This is a genomic window from Caballeronia sp. LZ019 (assembly GCF_031450825.1).
Lineage (GTDB): Bacteria > Pseudomonadota > Gammaproteobacteria > Burkholderiales > Burkholderiaceae > Caballeronia.
The window spans coordinates 2,417,985-2,440,247 of sequence record NZ_JARTVZ010000005.1 but is presented as its reverse complement, the minus strand read 5'-3'; the positions used below and the strand labels follow the sequence as shown (position 1 = coordinate 2,440,247).

The window sequence follows — 22,263 nt, the reverse complement described above, 5'->3', positions numbered from 1 at the left end:
CGAACCGGGCGCTATTCGCGTTTGCTCGCTGACTCCTTGCGCGAGGCGTCTACTACGATAATCTCGGACGCAGCCTCGCCTGCCGCAAGTCTCTCGTCTCGAATATGCTCGATCGTTGCGAGCTTCGCTCCCAACCCGCCGTAGTCGATAATGACGAAAATGCCGTGCGAGGTACGCGCCGCGTCCTTATAAATCTCCAGTTGCCGCTCGTAGCCATGCTTTACCGCGCCCTGTGATCGCTTCATTTCGACGAGTACTCGGACCTCATAGCCATTGCTGAATTTGAAGTCGATTGGTCCGCCGCCCATATTGGCTTCGGGCGAGATGTCGATGTTATTTGCTTTACAGAAGGAATCTGCAATAGCAAAGAAAAGGAGTTGAGAGGCCCGCTCGCGCTTTGGGGTATCACCAGCCCATAGCGCCTCCCACAGGTTTCCCTTCTCGACGTGATGCTTGAACATTTCGAGGCACTGTCGCACCACGTCGATGACTTTGTCCGGTCCGCTGGTCAGGTCAAACTTCTCTGCGACCTTGAACGCGCCGACGTCCTGTAGGAGCATCTCCTTGAGCTTCACATAACCGAGCACGTCCTCTTGTTGGCTGTAGGAACGCGCGAACTCCTTAACGACCTTCAAGAAAAGCGCAAACAGGTCGGCAGATTCAAGCGCGGCACTCCTCATCGCCGCCTTCCGTTCGGCCAGCGAGTGCCGCGCCCCCTCGCCAAGGAAAGCGTTCACGCGATCACGAATTTTCGCGTTCTGCGACGCCGCCTCATATATTTCGGAGACGTCGTTGGCCATCGGCAGTTCGCGCACGATGTCACTGGGTACCAAAATCACAGATTTCCGCTTACCGTTTCCCAAATCGAAGAACGGCAGACTGAAGTCATCCTCACCGTCTCCATCAGAAGTCGGAACGCCGTTCGAGACGCAGAATTGCTCTGTCAAGGTCGCCAATTGCTTCACGATGGCGCGAGTGGTGAAGTCGCTGATTGTGTCCGAACCAACGTCCTCCTCGAAGAATCCCATTAAAGCTAGCATTTCGGGGTCTTTGCTCCCGAGCCTCATGATTTCTTTGGACGTGCGCATGATTGCATCGCGAACAGCGTCCGGCCGCGAGGATCCTCCGCGACGGCTTCCGCCATATCCCAGTCCGTTATCTGGCGGTTCGCTCAGGTCCAATACTCGTTCAGCGGCCTTCCATGCCGCATCGCCTTCCCGTTCCGACATCTGGAGCAAGCGAAGGAAACTGTCAAAGTGCTTGCGAAAGGCTGCAAGAGCATCAACGCGAATGACTTTGTGCCCAGACTTCGAGAGGAGAATCGGATCGATGAATAGCGGAGTGTCGACATTCAGGAAGGGGTCCAGCAACCCCGCCGCTTCCAACACTCCCGGCTTGATGCCGAACTGGGACGAAAACAGAATTGGGTTTTTAACTTTCGACAAGCAAGCCTCTCTCGGTTTCTCTCTTGTGCGCCTCGACGCCTGTGTGATGTCGCAGCCCGGACATCGCCTGCCCGACTATGGCAGCGCATATCACGCGGCAACAGCCTATCAGGGCTAAAGGTCAGACACAATGCAACGAGCACCCACGCCACCGGGACTTGACACGGGCATTACCCCCAGCACACGCAATCAGACAGTAATGACCATCGGATAACCCGACTGCGACGAAGGGACTCCTGCAACACTTTGCTTCCGCCTGCCGATACTCCGCGAATCAAAGAGGACAAGCACCGTGAAGACACTCGACGACATCTCAATTACTGACACGGCGGCGATCGTCGCCCGTGGGCAACAGGCATGGGCGACGATCAAAGCAACCAATCACGTCAGGCGAGCGGAGTGGTACACGCTCGGCCTGGCGCTTCGCGTCGGACGGCTTCAGTCCGTCAGCGAGTCAGCATTCCATCGCTGGTGCGACTCCCACGACTTCCGGGACCTTCCACGTAAGATGCGCCTGACTGCGGAAAGCTGGGCAGAGTACAAGCTGAAACCGCCTAAGCATGGGGCTGTTCCCGTGGAGATGCGCGAATGGTATCGCGAGCGGATCATGGGACGGCCTGCGACGCCTAAGCCGCGCCGGAATCTCACCGTACCGGTAAAGCCGCAGTCTGTGGATCAGGCCCGCCTCGCCGCCGTTCTCCTCGAATCCGCCGACGCCCTCCAGCGCAGCGCCGATCTGATGCGCGAGGCGTCGCGATTGTTGCAAGTGAGGCCCCGCGAGTAGTGTGACCCGACGTCCCGAACCGTAATAGCTAAAGCGGCATAGCGACGGTATAGAGACGTTCCGGCGACGCTGGGAGATTTGCTGAGTTCCCGGACGTCCCATTGCCACCGTGCAGGATCGCGACAAGCTCCGGAAAATACACGTCGCATCGTTCGTGATGCGCGGACGCTGATCGTCGCGTGCAGTTTGCTAATTCCGCGCCGAGATCGGTCAGCGGGAAGTCCGCCCCATAAGTCGCCACAAGCCGCGCTGTGGTGTACCTACCGCGCCGAACGCAACGCGAACACGCAATGACGAGCCGCTGAGTCCTAGCGGCGACTTCTGATAACGGTACGGCTCCGGGTGTTGTCATGCTGTCTGCCCTTCTTGCTTTGAAGTTATCTGACGATGCGATGACTTATAGGCCGCGAGGAAGACACCGGCTGTCCCGAAATTCTGAAAAATTTTGGTAGACGGCCGAAGCAACGGAAGCTAACCCGTGCCGGCAAGGGATGGCGAAAGAGTCCCAGGGAGGACTCCTGCTTATTTTTTGGCCCAGAGATGCGAGATAAGGTTTGTTCCGCCGCGCAACGAAAATTCCCCCGGTGGCCCCGCCTAGGCTTTTGACCGCGACCATCCGGGAATGCTCGCTGACACAAGGCTTAGACATGTCGGCGACTGCGGATTCGCGGCCTGCTCGTGTAGGCCCGCAGGCGGACGCCTCGCCCTGCTGCTTTGCCGAATCGTCTCGACATCCAACAGCGCGGTTGTATGTAAGCCCGCGAGAAGCGTCGCGCATTCATTAAGGCTTTCGACCGTCTGAAGCAGAGCGGCAAGCACTTCCTCGTCGCCCGGCGCAGGCCGATCGGCTGTAAATCGCAAACGCGTTAGGGCGAGTTCCACCGTTGCCATGCTCGTTTCAATTCGACCTAATGTACGCAGAGCGTCCTCGACGGTTCGCATAACCACCTCCCCAATGCATACAAGACCTTCCCAGGGAAAGCGTACTTCGTTGAGTCAGAAAAGCAAGATTGGATGGTCCGCGCTGGCTGGTACGTTAGGGCATACCGAACCGTTGCTACTTGACCGGGTAGCGTACTGGTTACGTAACTAGCCTATTGACTGCCTTTCCATTACCGGTTACGATCCGCTCACTCAAACGTAACCGGAGCAGTGCATGACAGTCCGCGCATACCTCCGCGCATCGACGGCAGATCAAGACGCCAGCCGTGCGCGTGAGTCCTTGACGACCTTCGCCGCCGATCATGGCGTGAAGCGCCTGACCTTCTACACGGAGAACGCAAGCGGCGCGAAGCTCGAACGCGCAGAGCTTGACCGGCTGATCGACGAATCGGAACCCGGTGACGTCTTATTGGTAGAAGGGATTGACCGGCTGTCCCGGCTGACCCAGGACGACTGGGAGACGCTGAAGCGACGCCTACGCGACGCGGGGCTTCTGATCGTCGCTAAGTTTGTCCCGATGACCTGGGACGCCTTGAAGGCCACACAAGCCCAGAGAACCGACTGGACCCATGACGCGATCAAGTCGGCATTGCGTGACCTAATGATCGAATTGGCCGCAGCTAAAGCGAGGGAAGATTACGAGGTACGTCGGGAGCGGGCTGCGCAGGGCATAGCGAAGCGCCGAGAGCTTGAAGAGTCGGGGGCCGTTCCAAAGGCATACGCCGGCCGCAAAGCGGACGCGGATATGCACCGTCGAATCGTCGACCTACGCACGCGGGGAATGAGCTACAGCGAGATCGTCGACACGCTGCGGACAACTCGACCGACCGTCGCGCGTGCCCTTCGGGCTGCTGGAATGATTAGTTCAGAAAAGGAGGAGTGACCCGCACGAACAAGTAAGAGACAGCACTACCGCCAAGCAGAACCTTTCATTAGTCGCCCGGACGAGTCACCGGGCACACGATAGCAGGTCAGCGATCCCGGCGAAAGCGCCGAACGTTGCCCGCATCGCATAGCCATAAGAGATAACAACATGCAAACGAATCAGATCGACGCTCCTGCCAAGGTCATCGCTCAAGTGAACCGTGCTGCTCAGACGGCCGCTAAGACGCTCAAGCGGGACTTTGACCTCGAAGTGACCAGCGACAACCTGCGCGAGTATGGCGTCGCGATCATCGCCGAACAGACGGTGCTGACTGGCGGTCGTCACCCCGAGACGCCGGAAGCCCTCGCGACGCTCCGCACGATCCTGCGCGACATGATGATCGCCCACGCGACCGCACACTGACACGCCCCGCTCCGTAGTCTCTGGCCCGCCTCGCGCGGGCTTTTTCGTATGGGCGATTAAAACCGCACAGGGTGACGCTCCGAGGCCGCTAGACCTCTAAGAGACGGCCTGAGCCGTCCTCGACCAATATCAAAATGGTTTCCTTGGTGCGGTATCCAGTGTCGTCCAAGCGATTCGCGGCGACGTCCGATGATCTCGAAGAGTTCGCCGCACTGGCCTGAGCGTCGCTGACTACTGCCGCTCGAAGAGCGCTATGGTCGATTTCCTGCGGCCGTCCATCGTGTCACATTATCTATTCTAAGCAACACGTCGGAACCCTTGTCTCATAAGGCTTTCGCCCCTCAGAAAGTGGATGGCGCTCCAGTGTCCCGGACACTTCTCAGTAGCGGACACGCTTAAACGCACCCGCGAGCACGCGCCCGTCGCCGTCCCGACCGAAACGTCTCAGCGACTCCCAGCGACCTCCCGCGCATCTCTGTATTAAATCTAGAGCACGCGCTCGGAACCCTTGTCCCGTAAGGCTTTCACCCTTCAGAAAGTGGATGACCTTCCCGCTTTCCTCCAGTTTGCCGCCCATTCTTCCCTCATTCCATGCCCCTCTCCCGCTGGCAACCGCCGCCCACAGATCGCACATGCCGAAAGTGCGGACGCCACAAGGCCATTTCCGAGTTCTACCGACGCCGCGCCGATTCCGAATGGACGGCATCGGCCTACTTCCTCGACTGCAAGGAATGCACACGCGCCGCTCGCCGGTCCCGCTACCATGACGACCCAGCCGCCGACATTGCCGCATCAAAAGCACGGAAGCAGACGTACAAGAATCGCCGCGATCCGACTTGGACACAGCTCCATTGCAACATGACGCCCGCCGCCCTCGCAGCGACACACAAAGCCCGCCAAGACGCCCGAGACCGCGCACTAATTGAGAAGCAAGGCCGTCTCCGACGTCTCGCGCAACTTCCTTTCCAGTGGGCAGGTAAGGACGGCGAACGCCACTGGGTGAAGCGAAAAATTCGGGCGTGGAGGGAGGACCATATGCGAACGTACCTGCGGCCGGTCACGCATCCCGAGACCGTCGAGGAGACGCCCGACGACCCTTATGCCCCGCCCTCGACTGCCCATGCCGCCGTCCTCGCAGACGAGACACTCACGCCAATGGAAAAGCTACAGAAGCTCCGGGCGCTGAACCTTGACGCTGGACAGGTGCGGGACAGTGAGTGAGTTCCCGTGAAGGGAAGTCGCACCACTCGCCCTAGACGTATGCACCGTCGCGGCGAATCGCCGGGAGGACCACGGACGTCACCCACTTACGGAAGACTCGGGCTTCGGGTCTACGCGATTTGAGGACCAAGCTGTAGAAGCCTGACTCGCTGACTGCGACGGCCCCGCGATTCGGCAAACCCGGATACTGTCCGGCATTGAGTAGAACGCGCTCGTCATCGTCCAGCGTCTTGCGCGAATCTGAGACGTCGAGTCCCAGCGCGTCGCAAACGTCCTTCGCTACAAACCACGGCTCACCCTCGATCTCGACGACGCGGAGGTTCATGCCGGGGGCAAATTCAAAAGTCTTCGTGTTCATGGTGTCGCTTAACCCGGGCGAGGCAGCGGGCCGATCCGTGGATGGTCAATAAGCTCGTACATGATAGGCGACCCTGTACGAGCGCCAATTAAACCCGCACAGGGTGACGACCCTAGAACGTGTCGCGGATAAAACCGCACATGGTAAGAGGACCCTAACGTTCCCCCTGCGTCTCGGAGCGGCCGGTAACGGTTCTCCCCCTTTTCGCCGGACACATCCGTCCGCGCAGCCCCCTTCCTTTTTTCCCATGAAACCGACCAACGACCCCAAGGCCGTCGCCTGCCTTCGCCCGTACACCATCGAGGCCAAGTGGCGAAAGCTCGACTACCCCATAACGCTGGGTTCCGGAAACGGCGCATCGGTTATCGGGAAGGCGAAGCGCAAGCGCGTCGAGAGATATCTTGCTCCAGTAGTAGTCGAGTGGTTCGACGAGAAAACCGGCGAAATTCTCAGCGACTCAGAAGCCCGCTCACGCGCCGACTACCGTTATCCAATCCGCACCAGTGAACGCCAGCTTCAGCGGGGATTCATCCTCTCGGAACTCCGTCCGGAGGTCCGCGCCTTCGCTCTGTTTGCCTTGAAGTTCCGAAATCGTCGTCGGGGCCTCACTCCCGGCATCGACCAGTTGGCGCGGTGGTATGCGCAATTGACCGGCAAGCAGACGGGCCACGTTCGCCGCTATATCGCCAAGCTGGAGGAAGTAAAGATCATCGGCGGGCGCACAAGCTCGGTTCTTTATCCCCTCTGGCAGCTTGGCGGGGCGAGCACATTCCCCGTCGATCACCTCAGCGAGGACGTCTACTCCGAGGCGCTTTTCATGACTCTCCTCAACACAGCCCGTGCCGCCGACGTCATCGCAGCGAAGTCGCCGGGATTCAAACGCAGCCCTACACCGTCAGAATGCACACCACCCTCCAAACTAAGCGATGTCGCAAGTGTGGCGTCGATAAGCCATTCGCCGACTTCTATCGCGACGCGACCCGCCGCGATGGCTTGAAGTCCCTATGCAAGCTCTGCGACGCCTCCGCGTCGGCAGCGTGGCGCGAGACCAACCCCAAGCGTCACGCCTTGAACGCCCTTCGCTGGCGGAAAACGAACCCAGAACGCCGTCTCATCGCGGACGCCCGATACGCGCAAAAGCACTGGGCCGCAATTGACATCAGGGACGCCCGTAAGCGTGGCCCGGTGACCGATTTAACGCCCGCATACCTTGAGTCGATCCAGACCGGCGCATGTGCGTGTTGCGGCGCTCGTCCTTCCGACTTTCGTAAGCTGCATTTAGATCGTATCGACGTCGCGCTGCCCTATCAACAAGGGAACACTGCGTATCTCTGCCGGACATGCAACACCCGCAAAAGTGCCCTAGGCTTCGACGCCCTGCTCGCCCGCTTCGAGCGTGACATGGGGCGCGGTGTTCCGATCGCGGCGCATGACCTCCTCTTGGCTCTGTACATCGGACGCCAGAAACGCAAGTCCCACCTGCTGTAACCCTATCCCGCTTGCCCGATCGACACGGGCCGCAACATCTCTAACCCGCTGACTCAGGCGGGTTTTTCCTTTTCCACCATGACTCACCATAAAGACCATCCGTTCTTCCGCGTTCCGGCAGGCTGCGCACCGCTGACCCCGGAACAGACCGCGCAACGTCTGGGAGCAATCGAGACCCAGAAGGCCCTCGACGCCCTCCGCGCAGCCGATACCCCGAAGGCTTACAACGCCGTCGCGGACACCCTCGAAGCCCTCAGTCCGTCTTATCGCACGCGCGTCGAGACGCTCCGCTTTGCTGCATCGTCCCTCGAAAAGAACAAGCGCGATCCCGTCGCCTTCACGGCGATTCACGTACTTGAAGAAGACCTGACGCGGGCTATCCGCTGGGCGACGAGTACGTTCAGCGGTGGCGTCGAGCCGCCCACGCAACCGGAATGCGCTGCCGATTACGCAAAAGCGCGAGTGCAGCGCGAGACCGACGAGTGGGCCGCGTATCAGCGCCGCCACGAGACCGATAACGTCCACCCGATTAACCGCATTCGCTAACCCCTCTACTGGAAACCAACATGACTTTCTTTCTTCGCGACCCGAACGCCGTCCTCGCCGGAAGCACGGACGCCGCCCCGACTGTGATCGGTGACCATACGGGCAACCCTCAATACATCGGCCGTGCGCCTGATGGCCGCTTCGTGACGCTCAATGCTGACGGCGTACCGCTTCGCGACGACCAAGGCCGCATGGAAGTCTGGCGCGATCCCGCAACGTACTCGCCGGAACAAATGCGGGCCATCTGGCGTGGCACGGACCCGCATGTGACGCACATTCAGGCGAGCATGGATGAAGGTGCAGCCGCTCGCGCCGAACTCATCAAGCGCGGGCTGATTAATGGCTGATGCCCCAACGCGTGACGTCGCCGCGAGCAATCGCGGCTTCGTGACGCCGATCGTCTATCGACTCGACGGCCCAGTGACGATCACGGCAGACGGCGAGACCGCAGAGATCATCGACGAGAACGGCATCGTTCGCGCCGTGTTCCACCTGAAGCAAGCGGGCGACTGATGCCGCAAGGTATGAAAGTGTGGGACGCAAGCGGTAACGTCATCTGGGACACCAGCGACTTTATCGGTCGCTACATCGGCTCCACGCAGATCGGCTACGGGACAGGCGTTATCACCAGTTCCCTATTCAGCAACGGAATTCCGTGGTGCATTCCATTGCTGGACACCTCGACGCAGATCAACGCTAACTCAAACACGGAAGGCCACGTCAACATCAACGCGTGGATGACCTGCCCGTCCTTCTACTTCTCCGGCAATAACCTGTACTGGACGCGATCGCAGGGTTCTTACCCTTCGTACTGGCCCGCGCAGGTCTGCACGCTCGTCTATGGGGTTCGCTGATGCCTGCCGGTATCCAAGTGCGGAACGACAGCAACGTCCTACAGGTAGACGGCCAGTCGATGCATATGGTCCTGCTTCGAAAGGCCACCGTGACCGGGACGCAGATACCTAACGGCCTCAATTCCGGCTTCTGTCAGGTAGACATTCCGCTGAACCCCGGCGAGATGCTTGCGTTCAATACGCCATACGGAGCAGCGATGGCGGGGCGATGGACAGGCAACGGCTGCATGCAGGTCCACTTTCAGGGGCTACCCGGAACGACCTTGTCTTACTGGGTGTATGGGCCATATCAGCCGTCGGGCCTGAACTACGGCATGCAGATTCGCGGCGACGCGAACCAATTGCTTTACGACACCGGCCGCATGCCGCTCCGGTACGTCGCAGACATTCAGGGAGTAGGCACATTCCCGAGCGTCGCGAAGTACGCAGGCCAGCAACTCGCCCTCATCGCGTATCAGCAGTACTGCCGCATGGAGATTCTGAACCCGGCCCAGAACCCGAACGGGTCATGGCAGGGCATGCAGCAGTTCACGACCGGCTTCGCGCGAATCAATTCGGATGGCACCGTGACCGTTCGAAACATCGCGTATACGGTCAACCCCTACGGCCCCGCTTACCCGCCCTCCGACTTCGCCAACGGCTCCTGGTCGAACAACATCAACAACGGTTACGCCGTCATCGACGTGACGCACACGTGACCGCCTAGTCGCGCAAGCGGCGCTCACCTCTCAATCTCAGGAACACACCAACCATGAATTACCCCGTTCTTCTCGTCGCGAATGGCGACAACATCGTCACCGGCATGCTGCTGCTCGATGAATCGTGCATGGGCTGCATTTCAACGAAGCCCGGCGAGACGGCATATCGCTATCACTCGCCGGTCGAAATTGGCAAACCACTGCCGGCCGACGCTGTCGCGGAGTGACTTCGATCAATTCGGCACGGCCCTATGGCGCGGTCAGTCTCCAAAGAGAACTTGGCTCCCCGGCAAACTACCTATTCGTAAAAAGCCCGGCGCAAGGCCGGGCAAGTTTGCCGAGAGGGCAAGCGCGTGATGCGATACGCGCCGGGGAATGTTCTCGCTGCCACGCGACTCCTGCAAGAGTCCTTTGTGAAGCAATGCGTTGCGTCCGCCGAAACTCTTCCGCTGACCTGAAAAGATCGCAGGGCGCACTGGACGGCGAAGCGGTCGAAGCGATCAACGGGAAGGTCCACGACCTTCGCCGCTCCAATCTCCGCGTCGCCGCCGAGGCTGTGACGTAATGGCCTGTAGCTGGAAGACTGAGCCGCGCCCTGTCCCGCCCTACGGCGAGCGCCGCTTCGCTTGGCTTGGCCCGGAAGGACAAGAGATCGGCCCCGCCCCCGATCCCACACACAGCCCCGGCTCGTGGCCCGAAGCGACATTCCGACAGGAAGCCCCGGGACTCCCGTGGATTCAAGTTGACGGCCCGCGATTCGAAGAGAGGCCCGCGCCGTCGCTGCAACACTCTTACCAACTCCCGCGCCCACTCCAAGCCGACCCGATGACCCCGCGTTCTGCGATGGGTCTGGGGCCGCGCTATCGGCGCACAACAGACTGAAAAACAACCATGATCCAAGTTGCTCCCAGCGAATTCGCTTCGAAGCTCGCGCCGTTTCTAGACGTCGCCCGAGTCACCCGCTCTCGCAAGCACGAGACCCCGCTGACCACTCCCGAGAAGCAAGCGATTCGCCGCGACCCCTTTGCCCACGTCGAGTCAGGCGGGGCCATCGACCACCGCGCGATTTACCTACCCTATTGCCGCGATGGGCGACAGTACGTTCCGATTGACGGACGCCCCGATCTTGCAGCAGTCCTTAAACGGGAGCATTACGCAAAGCTCTGTGAGGCTGGCTATCGTCCGACCCGGTGGCATCTCGTGGACGGTCAGGTGCGTCTCGTTAAACAGGGCGACGACGATTCCCGCTATTCGGCAGTCGCCGTCCTGTATGACCTGACGGACGGCGATACCTACCACCATTGCGACGGCAACCCCCTGAATCTTCTGCGCGGAAACCTCAACATGCGCCGGAAGACCCCCGGCGTCGCGGCGAAGCTGTGCCTCGGCTGCAATGCACGGCTTCCGGCCCCGTCGTTCAAGCGCGACAGCCGCAGCAAAGACGGCCTGATGGCGCGATGCGCTGGATGCACGAACGCCAGTCGCCAGAACCGTGCATTCATGCAGAAAGGCATGGAGGCGTGGCGTGAGCAGCAAGCCGCCCATGCCGCACAACGCGAAGCCGACCGCGCAGCGGGCATCAAGCCGCGTCGAAAGACACGCGCCGAACTGAAGGCGCAACGCGAAGCCGAACTCGCGAGCATCCCGAAGACCGGGAAGGCGTTCGGTATGCTGGCCCGATTCGGGGCCCGCCAATCCCTGTAACTCACAACCATTCCCGGATCGACACCGGGCAAAGAGAAACCAATGACCGTATCTTCGAAAATCTGTACGTGCTGCCGGGAATCGAAGCCCTTGATCGACTTCTACTCAAAGGCCGATCATCGTCTCGCGGTTAGAGCCACTTGCAAGGTGTGCGACAACTGGAACCGACAAGCCCGTCGCGACGCAAAGCTACTCGCGGCGAATACTGTAACCACTGAACAGTTGGTTGCCGCCATCCGGCAGGCGTCAACCCGCCGGGACGCCCTCCGTCTTGCGCGTATCCTCGCCTTGAAGAATAAGCACGGCGAACGGGAATGAACTTGGCAAGCCGAGCAGCGCGGAAGAGTATGTCGGCTGTGGTCTCGCAGGCCGTTATCGATCCCTGCGTTCTAGATACACCCGTTCGGGAATGACTCTGCGTTCGAATCGAGTCACGATCAATCGGCCGAAACCTCGCTACCATCATTGGCGGGCTGCCGCTTGTTCAGTACTCTCGTTAGTTGTGCCACGTCCGACACTTTCTCCGACGTCGTCCACTCCAGCGTGAGTAATCGTCTCGTCGGCGTTGAAAGGATATCCGCATAGATCGTGATGTGGACGCTAATTGTGCAGTCTTCCCACGCCCCGATGAATGCATCGAAAGTTAAGTCGATCGTCCGCTGAGGCTGCATAGACCCCACGTCTTTTTTTAACTCCCACGTTTCTGATCTCTCGTGCACCGCGACAACCTTATTCGCTGACCACGCATTTGTCGTCGCAGGCCGAGACAGCACTAGGTCCTTTTCTTGAACTACCGAGATCGGCTTATCGCTAACGATTTCGACCTCGAAGTAGACGTCTCTAGCCCCCATAGTGCCTGCGTTGCGGATCGCCAAGCCAAGTTTCCTGAAGGCAGCCCCATCTCGTAGCCAAGCCGCCACTTCGCGATAGTAATTAACGTTGACAAGCGTCATTGCGCCGGCCAAAAGACCGAGCGAGCCTGGATTCGTTGACGCTTCGTCGCTGGAAGAAGAGACGAAGTCAGGGATGGTTTCCGGAGCCGCGATTGTGACGAATTTTGTCGTCACATGGCCTGTCAGACCGTCGGCTGCAACGCCGTCCAGTTTCATCGCCTGCCCGTCGAGGCGGACCTCTATGTCCGCTTGAGGCGAGGTTGCGCCTCCAGTGTCAACGCCTGTCTCATCAGTCATCAGTTGCCGAACCTGTGCTTCGATGTGCCGTACGACCAATTCTTTGAATTCATCGACAGAGCGATAAGTCTGCACAAGCGCACGATTTTGTACTGCACTTCTGAAGCCACGTAGCTTGACGAGTTGGTCGACGTCGATGTGGTCTGGACTCTGCGGCGCAGACGAAAAATAAAGCATCGCCGGCTTTCCGGCTGCCACTGTTCGCTCTATCTCTTCCAGCGTGCCGCTTTCCGCGATGCCCGTGCTGGTGCCGATGCGCGTCCAAAAAACACCAATCAACGCGTCGCAGCCATCGACGATTTGATCATTCAACAGCGATTGAGGGCGGCCGAAATCCGGGCGGGAGTGCGTTTCCCAACGGACAGGCAACACCGTCACAGCAAGCTCGGCAGCGTTCCGATTGTTCCAATCCTGAATTGCGCGAACAACGACGTCGCGCTCTTCACTAACGTCAGACGGCGACGCTATCAAGAAACGGTAAACGCGGGCATTGAACGCCATCATTGCCTCAAAGAGAACTGATTGTGGAGAAGATCGCTAGACGGTCGAGCGAACGCATAGCCCGGCCGTCGATCACCAAGATCGGGCATTTTAACCATGTTCGACTCGCATCGTTCGCTATGCAGTCCGCATGGAGTCGCGTGCTATACTCGCGTCGACTGTGTCAATTTGCTCTGCGATTTGCACTGACTCACTTCCCGCAAAGCCTTATTTCACCGTGGGTTCAAGGAGGTTCAAATCCTCTCGCCCCGACCAAATTAAAAAGCCCACGCGAGTTTCATCGCGTGGGCTTTTTGTTTTTTCGGCCCGTACTTCTTCGAGCCGCCAGGCATCCTTCCCGAGACGCCAAAACAACACCAAATACTTGCTTGTCAGCAACTTAAACTCTATTCTTCGCGTGACACTTAAGGAGCGGCACTGCAATGCCTTCGTCAGCTCGCGGATCGGTATCGCGACGCCGAGTTCAGCCTGATCGTCCCTCATCCTCACTCCGCGCAGAAATCGAAAGATGGTTCAGCGCGGCAAGTGCTGCGCGCGTCGCGCGTTTCGGCCGCATCTATCCGGGCGGCAGCCGGTACGTCTGCGTCAGCGCACCCAATCGTCATCGCGGCGGACTCTTCGCGCTCTACTTCTTTCATCATGGCATCGACGATTGGCGGATCTATCCGCCATCAGGCGTCGGGCCGAGCATCGTCTATTGGTCGTCGGCTGGCGGACCTTCGCAAAGCGCGCGCGTCGCACCGGGGTAATGCGCCCCGTCAGGCGAAAAAAACCGCGATGCGTGATCGCGGCTCTTCTTGTCACCCGCCCAGCAAGCCGATGACCTGCAGCAACTCCTTGCGCAACTGCTCGACATCGACCGCCGGTTGCTGCGGTTCCGCTGCAGCCTGAGCGTCGGCGTTCGCGGCGTCGTCATCGATCGCGCGCCCCTGCGAATCCAGCCGGTTGCGCGCGCCATTGATCGTGAAGCCCTGCTCGTACAGCAACTCGCGGATGCGCCGGATCAGCAAGACTTCGTGGTGCTGATAATACCGACGATTCCCCCGCCGCTTCACCGGCCTCAACTGCGTGAATTCCTGCTCCCAATAGCGCAGCACGTGCGGCTTGACACCGCACAGCTCGCTGACTTCGCCAATCGTGAAATAACGCTTGGCCGGGATCGGAGGCAAGACGACTTTTTCCATCGTCGATCAACCATCGTTTGAGTGATGTCGATTGAAGCGCGGCGGTCGAACTGCAGGGAGCGCCCATCGGCGCACGGAACGCGTCAACGAGTGAGGCTCGTCTCCGCGCCCGTTTCGACCAGCGCCTTCAGTTTCTGGCTTGCATGAAAAGTGACGACCCGCCGCGCTGCAATCGGAATGGCTTCACCGGTCTTGGGATTGCGCCCGGGGCGCTGAGGCTTGTCGCGCAACTGGAAATTGCCGAACCCCGACAGCTTGACGCTGTCGCCGCTCTCGAGCGCGTCGCGGATGACTTCGAAGAACGCTTCGACCATGTCCTTCGCTTCGCGCTTGTTGAGGCCGACGTGGTCGAACAGCATTTCAGCCAGTTCGGCCTTCGTGAGCGTCGGCGTGTCGTTCGACATCGCGCCCGAAGCAGTGCTGTCTCGGGTCATGGCGCTGCGCTGCGCCGAAAGAAGGGCTTCGAAATCACTCGAGTTCATTTGGTTCATATCGGTAAAACGGCGCGAAACAAGTTTTGACTTGGCGATCCCTGCGGACGGGCCAACTGCAGGCTATCCACGCAACCGCGCGCCGTGTACTCGAGCCAGGCGATCCACCAGCGTCCTGATCGCCGTGTCGACCGTTTCGTCCTGAAGCGTGCCGCCAGTATCTTGCAACGTTACACGGAAGGCAAGACTTTTCTCATGCTCTCCCAAACCACCGGAAGTGTTTGATTTTGGACGGAATTCGTCGAAAAGCGCAACCCTCGTGACGTGCTTGCAGGCGGGCTCGGAACGGGCATTTTCGAGCTCGTCCAGCAGCGCCTGGACCGGCACGGACTGGTCAACGACGATCGCAATATCGCGCCGCACCGGCGGAAATTTCGATACTTCCGACGGCACCGGCAGCGCGCGTTCCATCAACGCTTCGGCTTCGATTTCGAAGAGGATGGGCGCGTGCGGCAAGTCGTATGTCTGCAGCCAGCGCGGATGCAGTTCGCCGATCCAGCCGACCGCGCGTCCCGCCACTTCGATGCGCGCGCTGCGCCCCGGATGCAGTGCCGGATGCTCGGCCTTGACGAAGCGTGGCACGACGGGCGCGAAGAGCGCTTCGACATCGCCCTTCACGTCGAAGAAGTCGACGTTGCGCGAAGCCGCGCCCCACTGTTCCTCGATCGCCGGACCATACGCGAGACCGCCGATCATCTTCGGCTGTGCGAAACCTTCGACCGCCAGCTCGCCCGCCTTCACGGATGCGTCGCGCAAAAACACGCGCCCCGCTTCGAACACGCGAATGCGGTCGGCACGGCGATTCAGGTTGTAGCGCAGCACGTCGATCAGGCTGCCGAACATGGTCGTGCGCATGACCGAGAGCTGGCTCGCGATGGGGTTGATCAGCTTCACCGGAATCTCGTTGCCGGCGAAGTTCTTCTCCCACTCGGCATCGACGAAGCTGAAGTTGACCGTCTCCGCATAGTCACGCGCGGCCACGGCGTGACGCAGCACATGGATGGAGCGCTTCGTTTCGTTCGTGCGGCGCATCTCGCTTGCGGCCACCGGCGGGCGCGCCGGAATCTTCTCGAAGCCGTAGATGCGCGCGACTTCCTCGATCAGATCTTCCTCGATCTCGATATCGAAGCGATACGGCGGCGGCGTGACCCTGAAGGTATCGCCATCGCGTTCGAACGCAAGATTGAGCCGCGTGAAAATCTGCGCGATCTCTTCCGCACCGATTTCCACGCCGATGATGCGATGCGCGCGCGATACGCGCATCGACACCGGATGACGCTCGGGCACGTTCGCGATCTGGTCGTCGACGGGACCGGCCTGGCCGCCGCAGATATCGACAATCAGCTGCGAGATGCGCTCGATGTGCTCGACGGTCGTCGAATAATCCACGCCGCGTTCGAAGCGATGCGCCGCGTCCGTCGAGAAGTTGTACTTGCGCGCGCGCCCGCGGATGGCGTCCGGCCACCAGAACGCGGCTTCGAGATAGATGTTCGTGGTGTCGAGCGAGACGGCCGTGCTGTCGCCACCCATGATGCCCGCGAGACTTTCGACGTGCGAGTCGTCCGCGATGACGCCGACGGTTTCGTCGAGTTCGACGGTGTTGCCGTTGAGCAGCTTGAGCGATTCGCCCTTCTTGCCCCAGCGCACTTCGATTGCACCGTGAATCTTGTCGAGGTCGAACACGTGCGACGGGCGGCCGAGTTCGAGCATAACGTAGTTAGAAATATCCACGAGAGCCGAAATGCTGCGCTGGCCCGCGCGTTCGAGGCGCTCGATCATCCATTGCGGGGTCTTCGCGCGCGCGTTCACGCCGCGAATCACGCGACCCGAGAAACGCCCGCACAGATCCGGCGCGAGCACCTTGACCGGCAGCTTTTCGTCGAGCGTCACGTTGACGGCCGGCATGTCCGGCGTCTTCAGCGGCGCGCCGGTGATCGCGGCCGTTTCGCGCGCGACGCCGAACACCGAGAGGCAATCCGCCTTGTTCGGGGTGAGCTTGATCTCGAAGACCGTGTCGTCGAGATTCAGCGCCTCGCGGATGTCCTGGCCGACCTTCGCATCGGCGGACAGGATCAAAAGACCGCTGTGATCTTCCGACAGCTTCAGCTCGCGCGCCGAACAGAGCATGCCCTGACTGTCGATGCCGCGCAGTTTCGTCGGCTTGATCGCGAACGGCTCACCGCCCGCTTCGACCGGCGGGAGCACTGCGCCGATCAGCGCCACCGGCACCTTGATGCCCGGCGACACATTGGGCGCGCCGCAGACGATGTTCAACTGCTCGCCCGTGCCGGCATCGACCTGGCAGACGTTGAGCTTGTCGGCGTTCGGATGCTTCGCCACTTCCAGCACTTGCCCGACGACGATCTTCGTGGTCGGCGGCGCAACGGCGCGCAGGTCTTCGACTTCGAGACCGGCCATCGTGAGCGCGTGGGCGAGTTCGTCGGTGGACAGTTTGGGATCGACGAAGCTGCGAAGCCAGGATTCGGGGAATTGCATGTGTGTCTACGTTCGAAATGTGAGGTTCTCTCGTTCGGCTTCTTGCGACATTGCGCTGCCGAACGCCGCGGGCCGTGCGTCTTTCAGGCGAACTGTCGCAGGAAACGCAGATCGTTTTCGAAGAACAGGCGCAGGTCCTGCACGCCGTAACGCAGCATCGTGAGACGCTCGAGGCCGCTGCCGAATGCGAAGCCGATATACCGCTCCGGGTCCAGACCCATGTTTCGGATGACGGTCGGGTGCACCTGCCCGGAGCCCGAGATTTCCAGCCACTTGCCGGCGTTCTTGCCGTGTTCGAACATCATGTCGATTTCGGCGGACGGTTCCGTGAACGGGAAATACGACGGACGGAAGCGCACGAGGATGTCGTCGCGCTCAAAGAACTTCTTGAGAAAGTCGGTATAGACGCCCTTCAGATCCGCGAAGCTGATGTTCTCTTCAATCCACAGGCCTTCGACCTGGTTGAACATCGGCGAGTGCGTGGCGTCGCTGTCCACACGATACGTGCGACCCGGCACGATCACCTTGATCGGCGGCTTGTTCATGCGCGCGTAGCGAACCTGCATCGGGCTGGTATGCGTGCGAAGCAGCAGCGGTCGGCCTTCGGCGTCCTTGCCGTCGACGTAGAAGGTGTCCTGCATCGAACGCGCCGGATGATTCTCGGGACTGTTCAACGCGGTGAAGTTGTACCAGTCGGTTTCGATTTCCGGACCGTCGGCCACGTCGAAACCGATGGTCCCGAAAATCTGCTCGACGCGCTCCCACGTGCGCATGACCGGATGCAGCGTGCCGACGCCCGCGCCGCGCCCCGGCAGCGTCACGTCGATGGCCTCGGCCGCGAGCCGCTGATTCAGGAGCGCATCGGCCAGCGCCTGACGGCGCGCGTTGAGCGCCGCTTCGACCTGCTGCTTCGCCACGTTGATGCGCGCGCCTTCGGTTTTCTTCGCGTCGGGATCGAGCTTGCCGAGGCCCTTCAGCAGCTCGGTGAGCGCGCCGGATTTGCCCAGGAAGCGCGCTTTCTCGTTCTCGAGCGTGGCGGCATCGTTGGCGTTTTCAAAGGCGCTTTTCGCGTCGGTGACAATCTGGTCCAGATCCATTGATCCCATCTTTTCAACGTCGAAGTTCTAACTGAATTACGGTTTTGCGCGTGCCCTGCCAGAGCGTGCTCAAGTCATGCGCAAAACCGTCCGTCCAACGAAAACGGGGCTCGGTGAGAGCCCCGTTTTCTGCTTGAACGCCGCCGTTGGTACGGCAACGTTCAGGCGAACCACGCAGTACTAATTTCGCAATTAGGCTGCAACGGCGGCTTTCACCTGCTTGACGATCGCAGCAAAAGCAGCCTTGTCGAACACAGCCATGTCAGCCAGCACCTTGCGGTCGAGTTCGATCGAAGCCTTCTTCAGGCCGTTGATGAACACGCTGTACGTCATGTCGTGCTGACGCACCGCCGCGTTGATACGCGTGATCCACAATGCGCGGAACACACGCTTCTTGTTGCGGCGATCGCGGTAGGCGTACTGGCCTGCGCGCATGACCGCCTGCTTGGCGATGCGATAGACGTTATTGCGACGGCCGCGGTAACCCTTGGCCAGACGGATGATCTTCTTGTGACGGGCCCGTGCGGTAACCCCACGTTTTACTCGAGGCATGTTGCGCTCCTTGGAGTGTTAGTTGAGGTTAGGCGAACGGCAGCATTGCGCGGACGGAGTTCAGATCGGAATCATGAACAGCCGTGGCGCCACGCAGATGGCGTTTGTTCTTGGTGGTTTTCTTGGTAAGAATGTGGCGCTTGAAGGCCTGACCGCGCTTGACGGTACCGCCCGGACGCACCACGAAGCGCTTTGCAGCACTCTTCTTGGTCTTCATCTTCGGCATGAAACTACTCCAGTTTATTAGATGGTCATGGGTGTGCGGCTGATCCTTCCGTACTGGCCAGAACCGCTTTCCGCCCTTCGAAACCCACGCTCCACTTGTGTGCAGACGGCCTTTTCAGGCCGCCGCTTTTCATGAGCAGCGCCGCAGATACGGCGCCTCTCTGAAATTTCCGACGATGCCGCGCCTGCCGCCTTGCGACGGCGCGCGATCCATCGTCTTGCTGCTCGTGCTTACTTGCCCTTCTTCTTGGGCGCCAGCACCATGATCATCTGACGGCCTTCCATCTTCGGCATCTGCTCGACCTGACCGACTTCGTCCAGATCCGTCTTCAGACGTTCGAGCATGCGCATGCCGATTTCCTGGTGCGCCATTTCGCGACCGCGGAAACGCAACGTGATTTTCGTCTTGTCGCCGTCTTCGAGAAAGCGCGTGAGGTTGCGCAGCTTGACGTTGTAGTCACCGTCATCCGTGCCGGGGCGGAATTTGACTTCCTTCACCTGCACGATCTTCTGCTTCAGTTTCGCCTCGTGCTGCTTCTTCGCTTCCGAATACTTGAACTTGCCGTAATCCATCAAACGGCAGACAGGCGGCGAAGCCTGCGGCGCAATTTCGACGAGATCCACGTCGAGCTGTTCCGATTGACGGAACGCTTCGGCCAGCTTCACGATTCCGAGCGGCTCGTTGTCCACTCCGACCAAGCGCACTTCCGGTGCCGTAATTTCACCGTTGATGCGATGTGACGACTTATCAGTAGCGATGTTACGTTTCCTCTAAAAATGAAAAAACAAGCCGCGCTGCGAGTGACTTACTTGAACGCCCGCACTTCCTGCTGCAGACGTTCGAGGAACGCGCCGACCGGCATCACGCCCAGATCGACACCGCCACGAGCACGCACGGCTACGGTTTGCGCCTCACGCTCCTTGTCCCCGACGACCAGCAAATACGGAACCTTTTGCAGCGTGTGCTCGCGTATTTTATAGCTAATCTTCTCGTTGCGCAAATCGCTCTCTACTCTAAGCCCTTGTTTTTGCAACGATTGGGTCAAAGACGCCGCATATTCCGACTGACTTTCGGCAATATTCAGCACGACGGCCTGCACCGGCGACAGCCACGGCGGCATGGCGCCGGCGTGATGCTCGATCAGAATGCCGAGGAAACGCTCCATCGAACCGACGATCGCGCGGTGAAGCATGACCGGGCGGCGGCGGCTGTTGTCCTCGGCAACATACTCCGCGCCGAGACGCTCCGGCAGCACCATGTCGAGCTGCAGCGTGCCGCACTGCCACGAGCGGCCGAGCGCGTCCTTGATGTGGTATTCGATCTTCGGACCGTAAAACGCGCCCTCGCCCGCGAGCTCTTCCCACTGCAGCCCGCACGCGGTCAGCGCCTCACGCAGCCCTTGCTCCGCGCGATCCCAGATTTCATCGGTGCCCGCGCGCTGTTCGGGGCGCAGCGACAGCTTGATGTCGATGTGATCGAAGCCGAAATCCTTGTACACGCTCATCGCGAGCGTATTGAAGGCGATCGACTCCGCGATGAACTGGTCCTCGGTACAGAAGATGTGTGCGTCGTCCTGAACGAAGCCACGCACGCGCATGAGGCCGTGCAACGCGCCCGAGGGCTCGTTCCGGTGGCACGAACCGAACTCCGCATAACGCAGCGGCAAGTCGCGATACGAACGCAAGCCGTGATTGAACACCTGTACGTGGCCCGGGCAGTTCATCGGCTTGATGGCGTAGTCGCGCTTTTCCGATTCGGTCGTGAACATGTTTTCACGATAGTTCTGCCAGTGGCCGGACGCTTCCCACAGCGAACGGTCCATGACCATCGGGGTCTTGATTTCCAGATAGCCGGCTTCGTTCACGCGGCGGCGCATGTACTGCTCGACCTGCTGCCACAGCGACCACCCCTTCGGATGCCAGAACACCATGCCCGGCGCTTCGTCCTGCAGATGGAACAGGTCGAGCTGCTTGCCGAGCTTGCGGTGATCGCGCTTCTCCGCTTCCTCGAGCATGTGCAGGTACTGATCCTGGTCTTCCTTCCTCGTCCAGGCAGTGCCGTAAATGCGCTGCAGCTGCTCGTTCTTCGAGTCGCCGCGCCAGTACGCGCCCGCGACCTTCATCAGCTTGAAGACCTTCAGCTTGCCGGTGGACGGCACGTGCGGGCCGCGGCACAGATCGATGAAATTGCCGTGCGAGTAAAGCCGAATCTCGTCGCTTTCCGGAATCGACTGGATGATCTCGGCCTTGTACGCTTCGCCGATGCTCTTGAAGTACTCGACCGCCTCATCGCGCGACACGACGCGACGCGACACCGGCTCGTTCTTCTGCGCGAGCTCCTGCATGCGCTTCTCGATTTTCTCGAGGTCTTCGGGCGTGAAAGGACGGTTGTACGAGAAGTCGTAATAGAAGCCGTTGTCGATGACCGGGCCGATGGTCACCTGCGCCTCGGGGAACAGGTCCTTGACCGCGTACGCCAGAAGGTGCGCGGCGGAGTGACGAACGACATCGACGCCTTCCGGGTCCTTGTCCGTCACGATGGCAAGCGACGAATCGTGGTCGATGAGATAAGAGGTATCGACGAGTTCGCCATTGAGCTTGCCGGCGAGCGCCGCCTTGGCCAAGCCCGCCCCGATCGATGCCGCGACTTCCGCGACGGTCACCGGGTGGTCATATTGGCGGACCGACCCGTCAGGCAAACGTACCGAAACCATTTCGTTCTCCAAGACGCCGGCCGAGGCCCGGCGAGTTCGACTAAGCACTGCCCCGCGATACCGATATCAGAAACCGAGGGACAAAAAAAATGCGGCCCCGCTATCGAGGGGCCGCATTCACTTTTCACACATACCGCAGATCGAAAAGGGCAGAAGGCGAAAGAGGTCCTCGACTAGCGTCGCTCCGAATGTGTTTCGGTCAACGTTCGAAGTGCCATTTCGCTATTCGCCTTTTGCGCCTGAGCGCTTCTGCGGAGTGAAACTTCGTGAACCGGGATTCGCCGAAGTCTCGTTTTCGTTGGTAGGCTCGATTGGACTCGAACCAACGACCCCCACCATGTCAAGGTGGTGCTCTAACCAGCTGAGCTACGAGCCTGAAAGAAGTGAGATTATATGGAGCGTTTCGAATCTTAGCAAGTGTTTCTGCGCAACGAAACGAAAAAGATTCGTCGATCGTTCACTTTTCACGGCGTCGTTCAAGCGCG

At 60.0% G+C, this 22,263-nt stretch carries 24 protein-coding genes and 1 tRNA gene; 12 read left to right on the top strand and 13 right to left on the bottom strand.

Going from position 1 to position 22,263, the window contains the following annotated elements; genetic code table 11:
• Window positions 1–11 precede the first annotated feature (11 nt).
• Window positions 12–1,445, bottom strand: a complete 1,434-nt coding sequence (locus P9255_RS24875) for a hypothetical protein (RefSeq protein ID WP_309790586.1) — start codon at window positions 1,443–1,445, stop codon at window positions 12–14.
• Between the two features lie 292 nt (window positions 1,446–1,737).
• Here P9255_RS24875 and P9255_RS24870 point away from each other — a divergent pair, with 292 nt between their 5' ends.
• The 3 genes from P9255_RS24870 to P9255_RS24860 all read left to right on the top strand — a co-directional run bounded on the left by P9255_RS24870 (window position 1,738) and on the right by P9255_RS24860 (window position 4,459).
• Window positions 1,738–2,229, top strand: a complete 492-nt coding sequence (locus tag P9255_RS24870; RefSeq protein WP_309790585.1) for a hypothetical protein — start codon at window positions 1,738–1,740, stop codon at window positions 2,227–2,229.
• Window positions 2,230–3,385: 1,156 nt separating this feature from the next.
• Window positions 3,386–4,054 carry a recombinase family protein gene (locus tag P9255_RS24865; RefSeq protein ID WP_309790584.1) on the top strand — a complete coding sequence of 223 codons (669 nt, stop codon included), beginning with the start codon at window positions 3,386–3,388 and terminating at the stop codon, window positions 4,052–4,054.
• A 150-nt stretch (window positions 4,055–4,204) separates the two neighbouring features.
• Window positions 4,205–4,459 (top strand): hypothetical protein, encoded by a 255-nt coding sequence (locus P9255_RS24860; RefSeq protein ID WP_309790583.1) that lies wholly within the window; start codon window positions 4,205–4,207, stop codon window positions 4,457–4,459.
• Window positions 4,460–5,711: 1,252 nt separating this feature from the next.
• Here the strand turns inward: P9255_RS24860 and P9255_RS24855 are convergent.
• Window positions 5,712–6,038: a BRO family protein gene (locus P9255_RS24855; protein ID WP_309790582.1), complete on the bottom strand. Its 327-nt coding sequence runs from the start codon at window positions 6,036–6,038 to the stop codon at window positions 5,712–5,714.
• 247 nt (window positions 6,039–6,285) lie between these two features.
• Here P9255_RS24855 and P9255_RS24850 point away from each other — a divergent pair, with 247 nt between their 5' ends.
• The 9 genes from P9255_RS24850 to P9255_RS24810 all read left to right on the top strand — a co-directional run bounded on the left by P9255_RS24850 (window position 6,286) and on the right by P9255_RS24810 (window position 11,328).
• Entirely contained in the window at window positions 6,286–7,035 is a 750-nt protein-coding gene (locus P9255_RS24850) for a hypothetical protein (RefSeq protein WP_309790581.1), read from the top strand.
• 71 nt (window positions 7,036–7,106) lie between these two features.
• Window positions 7,107–7,526, top strand: a complete 420-nt coding sequence (locus P9255_RS24845; protein WP_309790580.1) for a hypothetical protein — start codon at window positions 7,107–7,109, stop codon at window positions 7,524–7,526.
• Window positions 7,527–7,604: 78 nt separating this feature from the next.
• On the top strand, window positions 7,605–8,072 hold the full coding sequence (locus P9255_RS24840) for a hypothetical protein (protein WP_309790579.1): 468 nt from the start codon (window positions 7,605–7,607) through the stop codon (window positions 8,070–8,072).
• Window positions 8,073–8,092: 20 nt separating this feature from the next.
• The gene (locus P9255_RS24835) at window positions 8,093–8,419 is read left to right on the top strand and encodes a hypothetical protein (protein ID WP_309790578.1); all 327 of its coding nucleotides are present in this window, start codon (window positions 8,093–8,095) and stop codon (window positions 8,417–8,419) included.
• Window positions 8,412–8,585, top strand: a complete 174-nt coding sequence (locus tag P9255_RS24830) for a hypothetical protein (RefSeq protein ID WP_309790577.1) — start codon at window positions 8,412–8,414, stop codon at window positions 8,583–8,585. Before P9255_RS24835 ends, P9255_RS24830 begins: the two co-directional genes overlap by 8 nt.
• Before the next feature lie 11 nt (window positions 8,586–8,596).
• Window positions 8,597–8,926 carry a hypothetical protein gene (locus P9255_RS24825; protein ID WP_309790576.1) on the top strand — a complete coding sequence of 110 codons (330 nt, stop codon included), beginning with the start codon at window positions 8,597–8,599 and terminating at the stop codon, window positions 8,924–8,926.
• Complete coding sequence (locus P9255_RS24820) at window positions 8,926–9,624, top strand: hypothetical protein (RefSeq protein ID WP_309790575.1); 699 nt, start codon at window positions 8,926–8,928, stop codon at window positions 9,622–9,624. The genes P9255_RS24825 and P9255_RS24820 overlap by 1 nt, the downstream gene beginning before the upstream one ends.
• A 53-nt stretch (window positions 9,625–9,677) precedes the next feature.
• Entirely contained in the window at window positions 9,678–9,851 is a 174-nt protein-coding gene (locus P9255_RS24815) for a hypothetical protein (protein ID WP_309790574.1), read from the top strand.
• A 664-nt stretch (window positions 9,852–10,515) separates the two neighbouring features.
• On the top strand, window positions 10,516–11,328 hold the full coding sequence (locus P9255_RS24810) for a hypothetical protein (RefSeq protein ID WP_309790572.1): 813 nt from the start codon (window positions 10,516–10,518) through the stop codon (window positions 11,326–11,328).
• Between the two features lie 437 nt (window positions 11,329–11,765).
• On the opposite strand, the gene P9255_RS24805 is transcribed toward P9255_RS24810, so the two are convergent.
• The 11 genes from P9255_RS24805 to P9255_RS24755 all read right to left on the bottom strand — a co-directional run bounded on the left by P9255_RS24805 (window position 11,766) and on the right by P9255_RS24755 (window position 22,154).
• Complete coding sequence (locus P9255_RS24805; RefSeq protein ID WP_309790571.1) at window positions 11,766–13,022, bottom strand: hypothetical protein; 1,257 nt, start codon at window positions 13,020–13,022, stop codon at window positions 11,766–11,768.
• Between the two features lie 204 nt (window positions 13,023–13,226).
• Entirely contained in the window at window positions 13,227–13,502 is a 276-nt protein-coding gene (locus P9255_RS24800) for a hypothetical protein (protein WP_309790570.1), read from the bottom strand.
• Window positions 13,503–13,819: 317 nt separating this feature from the next.
• Window positions 13,820–14,203, bottom strand: coding sequence for a MerR family transcriptional regulator (locus tag P9255_RS24795; RefSeq protein ID WP_309765077.1), 384 nt, complete (start codon window positions 14,201–14,203; stop codon window positions 13,820–13,822).
• An 83-nt stretch (window positions 14,204–14,286) separates the two neighbouring features.
• Window positions 14,287–14,694: an integration host factor subunit alpha gene (locus tag P9255_RS24790; RefSeq protein WP_309765078.1), complete on the bottom strand. Its 408-nt coding sequence runs from the start codon at window positions 14,692–14,694 to the stop codon at window positions 14,287–14,289.
• A 63-nt stretch (window positions 14,695–14,757) separates the two neighbouring features.
• Entirely contained in the window at window positions 14,758–17,190 is a 2,433-nt protein-coding gene (pheT, locus tag P9255_RS24785; protein ID WP_309790569.1) for a phenylalanine--tRNA ligase subunit beta, read from the bottom strand.
• 83 nt (window positions 17,191–17,273) lie between these two features.
• Window positions 17,274–18,287, bottom strand: a complete 1,014-nt coding sequence (gene pheS / locus P9255_RS24780) for a phenylalanine--tRNA ligase subunit alpha (RefSeq protein WP_309765080.1) — start codon at window positions 18,285–18,287, stop codon at window positions 17,274–17,276.
• Window positions 18,288–18,479: 192 nt separating this feature from the next.
• On the bottom strand, window positions 18,480–18,839 hold the full coding sequence (gene rplT / locus P9255_RS24775) for a 50S ribosomal protein L20 (RefSeq protein ID WP_008350196.1): 360 nt from the start codon (window positions 18,837–18,839) through the stop codon (window positions 18,480–18,482).
• Between the two features lie 28 nt (window positions 18,840–18,867).
• Window positions 18,868–19,065 carry a 50S ribosomal protein L35 gene (rpmI, locus tag P9255_RS24770; RefSeq protein ID WP_004191477.1) on the bottom strand — a complete coding sequence of 66 codons (198 nt, stop codon included), beginning with the start codon at window positions 19,063–19,065 and terminating at the stop codon, window positions 18,868–18,870.
• Between the two features lie 230 nt (window positions 19,066–19,295).
• The gene (gene infC / locus P9255_RS24765; protein ID WP_084592761.1) at window positions 19,296–19,823 is read right to left on the bottom strand and encodes a translation initiation factor IF-3; all 528 of its coding nucleotides are present in this window, start codon (window positions 19,821–19,823) and stop codon (window positions 19,296–19,298) included.
• A 47-nt stretch (window positions 19,824–19,870) separates the two neighbouring features.
• Window positions 19,871–21,778, bottom strand: a complete 1,908-nt coding sequence (gene thrS / locus P9255_RS24760; protein ID WP_309765082.1) for a threonine--tRNA ligase — start codon at window positions 21,776–21,778, stop codon at window positions 19,871–19,873.
• Between the two features lie 299 nt (window positions 21,779–22,077).
• Window positions 22,078–22,154 (bottom strand) — tRNA-Val (locus tag P9255_RS24755).
• Between the last annotated feature and the right edge of the window lie 109 nt (window positions 22,155–22,263).

Excerpts from the sequence above, each read along its gene's own strand:
- P9255_RS24865 (WP_309790584.1), top strand. The coding sequence starts at position 3,386 with ATGACAGTCCGCGCATACCTCCGCGCATCGACGGCAGATCAAGACGCC.
- P9255_RS24860 (WP_309790583.1), top strand. The coding sequence starts at position 4,205 with ATGCAAACGAATCAGATCGACGCTCCTGCCAAGGTCATCGCTCAAGTG.
- P9255_RS24855 (WP_309790582.1), bottom strand. The coding sequence starts at position 6,038 with ATGAACACGAAGACTTTTGAATTTGCCCCCGGCATGAACCTCCGCGTC.
- P9255_RS24850 (WP_309790581.1), top strand. The coding sequence starts at position 6,286 with ATGAAACCGACCAACGACCCCAAGGCCGTCGCCTGCCTTCGCCCGTAC.
- P9255_RS24840 (WP_309790579.1), top strand. The coding sequence starts at position 7,605 with ATGACTCACCATAAAGACCATCCGTTCTTCCGCGTTCCGGCAGGCTGC.
- P9255_RS24835 (WP_309790578.1), top strand. The coding sequence starts at position 8,093 with ATGACTTTCTTTCTTCGCGACCCGAACGCCGTCCTCGCCGGAAGCACG.
- P9255_RS24830 (WP_309790577.1), top strand. The coding sequence starts at position 8,412 with ATGGCTGATGCCCCAACGCGTGACGTCGCCGCGAGCAATCGCGGCTTC.
- P9255_RS24825 (WP_309790576.1), top strand. The coding sequence starts at position 8,597 with ATGAAAGTGTGGGACGCAAGCGGTAACGTCATCTGGGACACCAGCGAC.
- P9255_RS24820 (WP_309790575.1), top strand. The coding sequence starts at position 8,926 with ATGCCTGCCGGTATCCAAGTGCGGAACGACAGCAACGTCCTACAGGTA.
- P9255_RS24815 (WP_309790574.1), top strand. The coding sequence starts at position 9,678 with ATGAATTACCCCGTTCTTCTCGTCGCGAATGGCGACAACATCGTCACC.
- P9255_RS24810 (WP_309790572.1), top strand. The coding sequence starts at position 10,516 with ATGATCCAAGTTGCTCCCAGCGAATTCGCTTCGAAGCTCGCGCCGTTT.
- P9255_RS24805 (WP_309790571.1), bottom strand. The coding sequence starts at position 13,022 with ATGATGGCGTTCAATGCCCGCGTTTACCGTTTCTTGATAGCGTCGCCG.
- P9255_RS24800 (WP_309790570.1), bottom strand. The coding sequence starts at position 13,502 with ATGAGGGACGATCAGGCTGAACTCGGCGTCGCGATACCGATCCGCGAG.
- P9255_RS24795 (WP_309765077.1), bottom strand. The coding sequence starts at position 14,203 with ATGGAAAAAGTCGTCTTGCCTCCGATCCCGGCCAAGCGTTATTTCACG.
- P9255_RS24790 (WP_309765078.1), bottom strand. The coding sequence starts at position 14,694 with ATGAACCAAATGAACTCGAGTGATTTCGAAGCCCTTCTTTCGGCGCAG.
- pheT (WP_309790569.1), bottom strand. The coding sequence starts at position 17,190 with ATGCAATTCCCCGAATCCTGGCTTCGCAGCTTCGTCGATCCCAAACTG.
- pheS (WP_309765080.1), bottom strand. The coding sequence starts at position 18,287 with ATGGATCTGGACCAGATTGTCACCGACGCGAAAAGCGCCTTTGAAAAC.
- rplT (WP_008350196.1), bottom strand. The coding sequence starts at position 18,839 with ATGCCTCGAGTAAAACGTGGGGTTACCGCACGGGCCCGTCACAAGAAG.
- rpmI (WP_004191477.1), bottom strand. The coding sequence starts at position 19,065 with ATGCCGAAGATGAAGACCAAGAAGAGTGCTGCAAAGCGCTTCGTGGTG.
- thrS (WP_309765082.1), bottom strand. The coding sequence starts at position 21,778 with ATGGTTTCGGTACGTTTGCCTGACGGGTCGGTCCGCCAATATGACCAC.